We start from the raw sequence: 6,245 nt of genomic DNA on the forward strand, positions 1-6,245 counted from the left end.
TTCCAGGCCGGCACGATTCATTTCACGTTTTGGCGCCGGCTTCTGCCGCAGATCACCTCGCCGTCGACGAGGCCAATTGATTTTAACGTGAGCACTCTTCGCTCTGGGGTTCGGGAACGCTCCGATGTCGCTGATCGACACCTTCTTCAACCCCGATGTCATCATGTCCAGCCTGCCGGCGCTGCTGCGCGGCTTCCTGAACACGCTGCTGCTCGGCATTTTGAGCATCGGCATCGGGATCCCCATCGGCCTGGGGATCAGCCTGGTGCGGCTCTATGCGCCGAAGCCGCTGCGCTGGCTCGCGGTCGGCTACACCGACATCTTCCGCGCCCTGCCGGTGCTGGTCGTGCTGATCCTGATCTACTACGCGCTGCCCTTCCTCGGCATACGCCTGTCGTCCTGGGCCTCGGCGGTGACGGCCTTCGCCTTCATCATGTCGGCTTACTCGGCAGAAGTGTTCCGCTCCGGCATCGAAAGCATTCCGCGTGGCCAATTCGAGGCGTCGCAGGCGCTTGGCCTGCCGTTCCTCCTGACTTTGCGCAAAGTGGTGCTGCCCCAAGCGATCCGCGTCGTCATCCCGCCGATGACCAGCAACTGCGTTTCGATGTTCAAGGACACCTCGCTCGCCTCGACCGTGGCGCTGCCGGAACTCTTGAAGGAAGCGACCAACGCGCAGTCGCTTTACGCCAACCCCTCGCCGCTGATCGGCGCAGCCCTTGTCTATCTCATCTTTCTCTGGCCGATGGTCCGCCTCGTCAGCCTGCTTGAAGAGCGCTTCAAGACCGAAAAGAAGCGCTGACCTCGTCAACCGATCCCACCCCGCCCAAGTCCTCCGCAGGAGCCTACCCCGTGAACAAGCATCAAACCGACAATGCGAATGCCACCGCGTTCCCCGTCGACGCCATCCGCGCCATGTTTCCAGCCCTGCAACGGGCCGGCGACTTCATCTTTTTGGACAATGCCGCCGGCGCGCAAATTCCGCAGAGCGTGCTCGACGCGGTGACCAACCATCTGGTTTCGCACAATGTGCAGCGTGGCGGCCGTTATGGCCGCAGCGTCACTGTCGACCAGTCGGTCGCCGATGCGCGGACAAGCGTCGCGCTGCTCATCAACGCCTATAGCCCGGCGGAAATCTGCTTCGGCATGAACGCCACCTCGTTCATCCGCCTGGTCAGCCTCGGCATCGGCCAGATGCTGCAGGAGCGCGACGAGATCGTCATCACCGACATGGACCATGATGCCAACATCGCGACCTGGCTGGCTCTGGAGTCCGCCGGTGCAAAGTTCAAATGGTGGCGCATACGCGAGGACGGCAATCTGCATGTCGACGATCTGCGCCCGCTGGTTTCCGACCGCACCCGCCTCGTCGCCTGCACGGTCACCGCGCATTCGATCGGCTCGATCGTCGATGTCGCCGCGGTGGCCGAGATCGCACATGCGGCCGGCGCCGAAGTGTTCCTCGACTGCGTGCATTACGGACCGCACGGGCTGATCGACGTGCAGGCCTGGGATTGCGACTATCTCGTCTGCTCCGGCTACAAGAATTTCTCGCCGCATATGGGCTTCCTGTGGGGCCGCTTCGAAACGCTGAAGCGGCTGCCGACCTTCCGCGAGGATTTCATCCCCAACGAGCCGCCGTACAAGGTCGAGGCCGGCACCTTCATCTACGAGAACGTCTCGGGGATGGATGCCGCCGTGCAGTATCTGGAACTGATCGGCCGCAATCTGGCGCCGTCCAACAACCGCTCGCGGCGCGACAACATCGTCGCCGGCATGGGCGCCATCCGCGACTATGAGCTGGTGCTGGCGCGTGAGATGCTGGCCGTGCTGAAAGGTTGCGGCGCGACCATCTACGGCGTTGCCGACGAGGCCCGCATCAATGAGCGTGTGCCGACCTTCTGCTTCAACATCGGCACACTGTCGCCGCAGCGGGTCGTCGAGGAAATGGCCGAGATGCAGATCGGCATCCGCGACGGCCACATGTACGCGCCGCGACTGATGAAGCGTCTCAACCTCTCAATGGACAGCGGCGCAATCCGCGCCTCGCTTGTCCACTACAACACGGTCGAGGAGATTCACCGTTTCGGCGAGGCACTGCGCGCCATCATCGCCAAATTGTCCTGAGCGGCGGCCTCTCCAGCGTCGTCATCCACGGGCGGAACAAGGAGCGTAGCGACGCAGTGCAGACCCGAGGATCCATGCCGTGCCACGGTGCAGAATTCTGCTCCGCTGCACCCTTCGGCTGAGGTAACGGCATGGATCCTAGGGTCTGCGCGACGCTTCGCCCTAGGATGACGAAGAGACGTTAAGCCGCCTTCTTCTTCGCCAGTCTTGCCTTGATCGAGGCTACGTCGGCACGCGGGGTCGCGGCGAACAGCGTCCTGGTGTAGCTGTGCTTGGGGTCGGCGAAGACCTCGTCGCGCGAGCCGTATTCGACCGCCTCGCCGAAATACATCACCATCACATCGTCGGCGATGTAGCGCACCACGGACAGATCGTGGCTGATGAAGACATAGGTCAGCTGGAACTCGTCCTGCAGGTCGGCGAGCAGGTTGAGCACCTGTGCCTGCACGGAAAGATCGAGCGCCGAGACCGGCTCGTCCAGCACCAGCAGGCTTGGGTTGAGCATCAGCGCGCGGGCAATGGCAATGCGCTGGCGCTGGCCGCCCGAGAACATGTGCGGGTAGCGGTTGTAGTGCTCGTGACCGAGGCCGACCTTCTTCAGCATCTTCATCGCAAGGTCGCGCCGCTCGGCCGCCGGCTTGTCGGTGTTGATCAGCAGAGGCTCGCCCAGCACGTCGCCGATCTTCTGGCGCGGATTGAGCGATCCATAGGGGTTCTGGAAGACGATCTGGACCTTGCGGCGCATCTCTTTGGTCAATCCGCCCTTGGCGATGTCGACCTTGTTGCCGTCGATGAACAGGTCGCCTGACGTCGCCGGATCGATCAGCGTGATGATGCGGGCGAGCGTCGACTTGCCGCAGCCGCTTTCGCCGACGATGGCCAGCGTCTTGCCCTTGTCTACCTTGAAGGACACGCCCTTGACCGCGTGCACGGTGCGCGGCCCGGTGAACAGGCCACCACCGATATGGTAGTCGCGGACGATGTTCTTGCCTTCGAGGACCGTGGTGCTCATGAGGCGGCTCCCGCGGCAGAGGGGGCCGGCTCGAACAGCATGTCGGAAACGGTCGGCAGCCGGTCGCCGACGGCGTTCTCCGGCAAAGCCGACAACAGCGCCCGCGTGTAATTGCTTTTCGGCGATTCGAACAACGACAGCACGTCGGCCTCTTCCATCTTGCGGCCCTTGTACTGGACGATGACGCGATCGGCGGTCTCGGCCACCACGCCCATATTGTGGGTGATCATGATCAGGCCCATGCCGGATTTGGCCTGCAGCGAAACCAGCAGATCGAGGATCTGCTTCTGGATGGTGACGTCGAGCGCCGTCGTCGGCTCGTCGGCGATCAGCAGTTTCGGATTGCAGGCGATAGCGATGGCGATCATGACGCGCTGGCATTGGCCGCCCGACATCTGGTGCGGAAACGAGCTCAGCCGTTCTTCCGGATCGGCGATGCCGACCAGCTTCATCAATTCGATGGCGCGGGCCCGCCGCTGAGCGCGATCCATACCCATATGGAAGCGCAGCACCTCCTCGATCTGGAAGCCGACGGTGAAGCACGGATTGAGGCTGGCGATCGGCTCCTGGAAGATCATCGAGATGTCCTTGCCGACGATCTTGCGGCGTTCGGACGGGCTGAGCTTCAGGAGATCGACGCCGTCGAAGGCCATGCGGTCTGCCTTGACGGTTGCCGTGTTGGGCAACAGGCCCATCACCGCGAGCATCGCCACGGACTTGCCGGAACCGGACTCGCCTACAATCGCCAGCACTTCGCGCGGCTCGATCGAGAGGTCGATGCCTTGCACGGCCATGAACGGTCCGGCCGCGGTGTCGAAGGAAACGGTGAGGTTCTTGATCTCGAGCAGAGGCATGCTCACGACCTCTTCAGCTTGGGGTCGAGCGCGTCGCGCAGGCCGTCGCCGATCAGGTTGATGGCGAAGACGGTGATCAGGATGGCGAGGCCCGGGAAGGTCACCACCCACCAGGCGCGCAGGATGAACTCGCGCGCTTCGGCCAGCATGGTTCCCCATTCCGGCGTCGGCGGCTGCGCGCCCATGCCGAGGAAGCCAAGGGCCGCCGCCTCGAGGATGGCGTTGGAGAAGGACAGCGTCGCCTGCACGATCAGCGGCGCGATGCAGTTGGGCAGGATGGTGACCAGCATCAGCCTGAGATGGCTGGCCCCGGCGACCTTGGCCGAGACGACATATTCGCGGGTCTTCTCGGCCATCACGGCGGCGCGGGTGAGCCGGGCGAAATGCGGCTGCAGCACAAAGGCGATGGCGATCATGGCGTTGACGAGGCCAGGGCCGAGAACCGCGACAAGCACCAGGGCCAGCAGCAGCGACGGGAAGGCCAGGATGATGTCCATGATGCGCATGATCAGCGTGTCGACCCAGCCGCGGCAGTAGCCGGCGAGCAGGCCGAGAATGACGCCTGAGATCAGCGCTGACGTGACGACGACGAAGCCGATGGCGAGCGAGAACCGCGAGCCGTAGATCAGCCGCGACAGCATATCGCGGCCGACAGCGTCGGTGCCGAGCAGGAACTGCGCGTTGCCGCCTTCCTGCCAGGCCGGCGGCGTCAGGAAGAAGTCGCGGAACTGATCGTCCGGCGAATGGGGCGCCAGCAGCGGCGCGAAGATGGCGATCAGGATCAGCAGCGCAAAGACGAAGAGCCCGATCACCGCGCCCTTGTTGACGGAGAAGTAATGCCAGAACTCGCCGAACATCTGCAGCCTGGCGTCCTGCGGCTTGACGACGGTCGCGGCTTCGATGGTGGCTGGGCCTTCGTTGCTCATGTCAGTTGGCCCGGATGCGTGGGTTGATGACGGCGTAGAGCACGTCGACGATGAGGTTCACCGACATGACGATCAGCGCGATCAAAAGCAACCCGCCCTGCACGGTGAAATAGTCGCGCTTGGAAATGGCGTCGATCATCCATTTGCCGATGCCGGGCCAGGAGAAGATGCTCTCGGTCAGGATGGCGCCGGTCAAAAGCGTGCCGACCTGCAGGCCGATGGTGGTGACGACCGGGATCAGCGCGTTGCGGAAGGCATGCAGGCCGATGACGCGGCGCGGCGCCAGGCCCTTGGCACGCGCGGTGCGGACATAGTCCTCACCCAGCACTTCGAGCATCGCCGACCGCGTCTGCCTGGCGATGACTGCGAGCGGGATGGTGCCGAGCACGATGGTCGGCAAGATCAGGTGCGACAGCGCCGAACGGAAGGCGCCCTTCTGGCCCGAGATCAGGGAATCGATGGTCATGAAACCGGTCACCGGCTTGAAGAAATAGAGAAGGTCGATGCGGCCGGAAACCGGCGTCCAGTGCAGCGTGCCGGAGAAGACGATGATCAGCAGCAGGCCCCACCAGAAGATCGGCATGGAATAGCCCGCCAGCGCCGTGCCCATCGTCAGCTGATCGAACCAGGAGCCGCGACGGATCGCGGCGAAGATGCCGGCGGCGACACCCAGGATGACGGCAAAGATCATGGCGAAGATGGCGAGTTCGACCGTTGCCGGGAAGCGCACCAGGAAATCCTTCAGCACCGGCGTCTTGGTGGAAAACGAGGTGCCGAAATCACCGCCGAGGATGTTGGTCAGATAGGTCAGATATTGTTGCCAGATCGGCAGGTCGAAACCGAACTGGTGCATGAGCGCCGTGTGGCGTTCGGGCGACAGGCCGCGTTCGCCCGCAAGCACCAGCACCGGATCACCGGGCAGGATGCGCACGAAGCCAAAGGCGAGGATGGTTATCCCGATGAAGGTCGGGATGATGAGGGCGAGCTTGCCGAGGATATAACGCAGCATGGCGGGCGAGTGGGGGCGCCACCAAGTGGCGGCGCCCCCGTATCGCAACCTTATTCGGCGATATCGACGCCGTCGAAGCGATGGATACCGAGCGGATCCATCGCAAAGCCGGTGACGGTCTTCTGCATCGGCATGAACACCTTGGAGTGAGCGAGCGTCGCCCAGGGTGCCTGTTCCTTGAAGATGACCTGTGCCTGTTCATAGAGCTTGGTGCGCTCGGCCTGGTCCGAAACGGTCTTGGCCTTGTTGATGAGCGCATCGAAGTCCTTGTTGCACCATTCCGCGCGGTTGTTCGAACCGACGGAAGCGCAGCTCAGGAG

At 63.3% G+C, this 6,245-nt stretch carries 6 protein-coding genes and 1 pseudogene; 2 read left to right on the top strand and 5 right to left on the bottom strand.

What is annotated here, in order from left to right; genetic code table 11:
- The first annotated feature begins 124 nt into the window (after nt 1–124).
- Nucleotides 125–799, top strand: a complete 675-nt coding sequence (locus EN984_RS18685) for an amino acid ABC transporter permease (protein WP_013527987.1) — start codon at nt 125–127, stop codon at nt 797–799.
- Nucleotides 800–849: 50 nt separating this feature from the next.
- Nucleotides 850–2,124, top strand: a complete 1,275-nt coding sequence (locus tag EN984_RS18690; RefSeq protein WP_127268314.1) for a cysteine desulfurase-like protein — start codon at nt 850–852, stop codon at nt 2,122–2,124.
- A gap of 181 nt (nt 2,125–2,305) precedes the next feature.
- On the opposite strand, the gene EN984_RS18695 is transcribed toward EN984_RS18690, so the two are convergent.
- The 5 genes and pseudogenes from EN984_RS18695 to EN984_RS18715 form a co-directional block, all read right to left on the bottom strand.
- Nucleotides 2,306–3,136 carry a dipeptide ABC transporter ATP-binding protein gene (locus EN984_RS18695; protein WP_023811483.1) on the bottom strand — a complete coding sequence of 277 codons (831 nt, stop codon included), beginning with the start codon at nt 3,134–3,136 and terminating at the stop codon, nt 2,306–2,308.
- Nucleotides 3,133–3,990, bottom strand: a complete 858-nt coding sequence (locus EN984_RS18700; RefSeq protein WP_127383873.1) for an ABC transporter ATP-binding protein — start codon at nt 3,988–3,990, stop codon at nt 3,133–3,135. Before EN984_RS18700 ends, EN984_RS18695 begins: the two co-directional genes overlap by 4 nt.
- A 2-nt stretch (nt 3,991–3,992) precedes the next feature.
- Nucleotides 3,993–4,847: an ABC transporter permease subunit gene (locus EN984_RS18705; RefSeq protein ID WP_224618710.1), complete on the bottom strand. Its 855-nt coding sequence runs from the start codon at nt 4,845–4,847 to the stop codon at nt 3,993–3,995.
- 70 nt (nt 4,848–4,917) lie between these two features.
- Nucleotides 4,918–5,925, bottom strand: coding sequence for an ABC transporter permease subunit (locus EN984_RS18710; protein ID WP_127267321.1), 1,008 nt, complete (start codon nt 5,923–5,925; stop codon nt 4,918–4,920).
- A gap of 50 nt (nt 5,926–5,975) precedes the next feature.
- Nucleotides 5,976–6,245 (bottom strand): annotated as a pseudogene (locus tag EN984_RS18715) (ABC transporter substrate-binding protein); the annotation flags it as partial.

Source organism: Mesorhizobium sp. M7A.F.Ca.CA.004.12.1.1, from assembly GCF_003997835.1.
Lineage (GTDB): Bacteria > Pseudomonadota > Alphaproteobacteria > Rhizobiales > Rhizobiaceae > Mesorhizobium.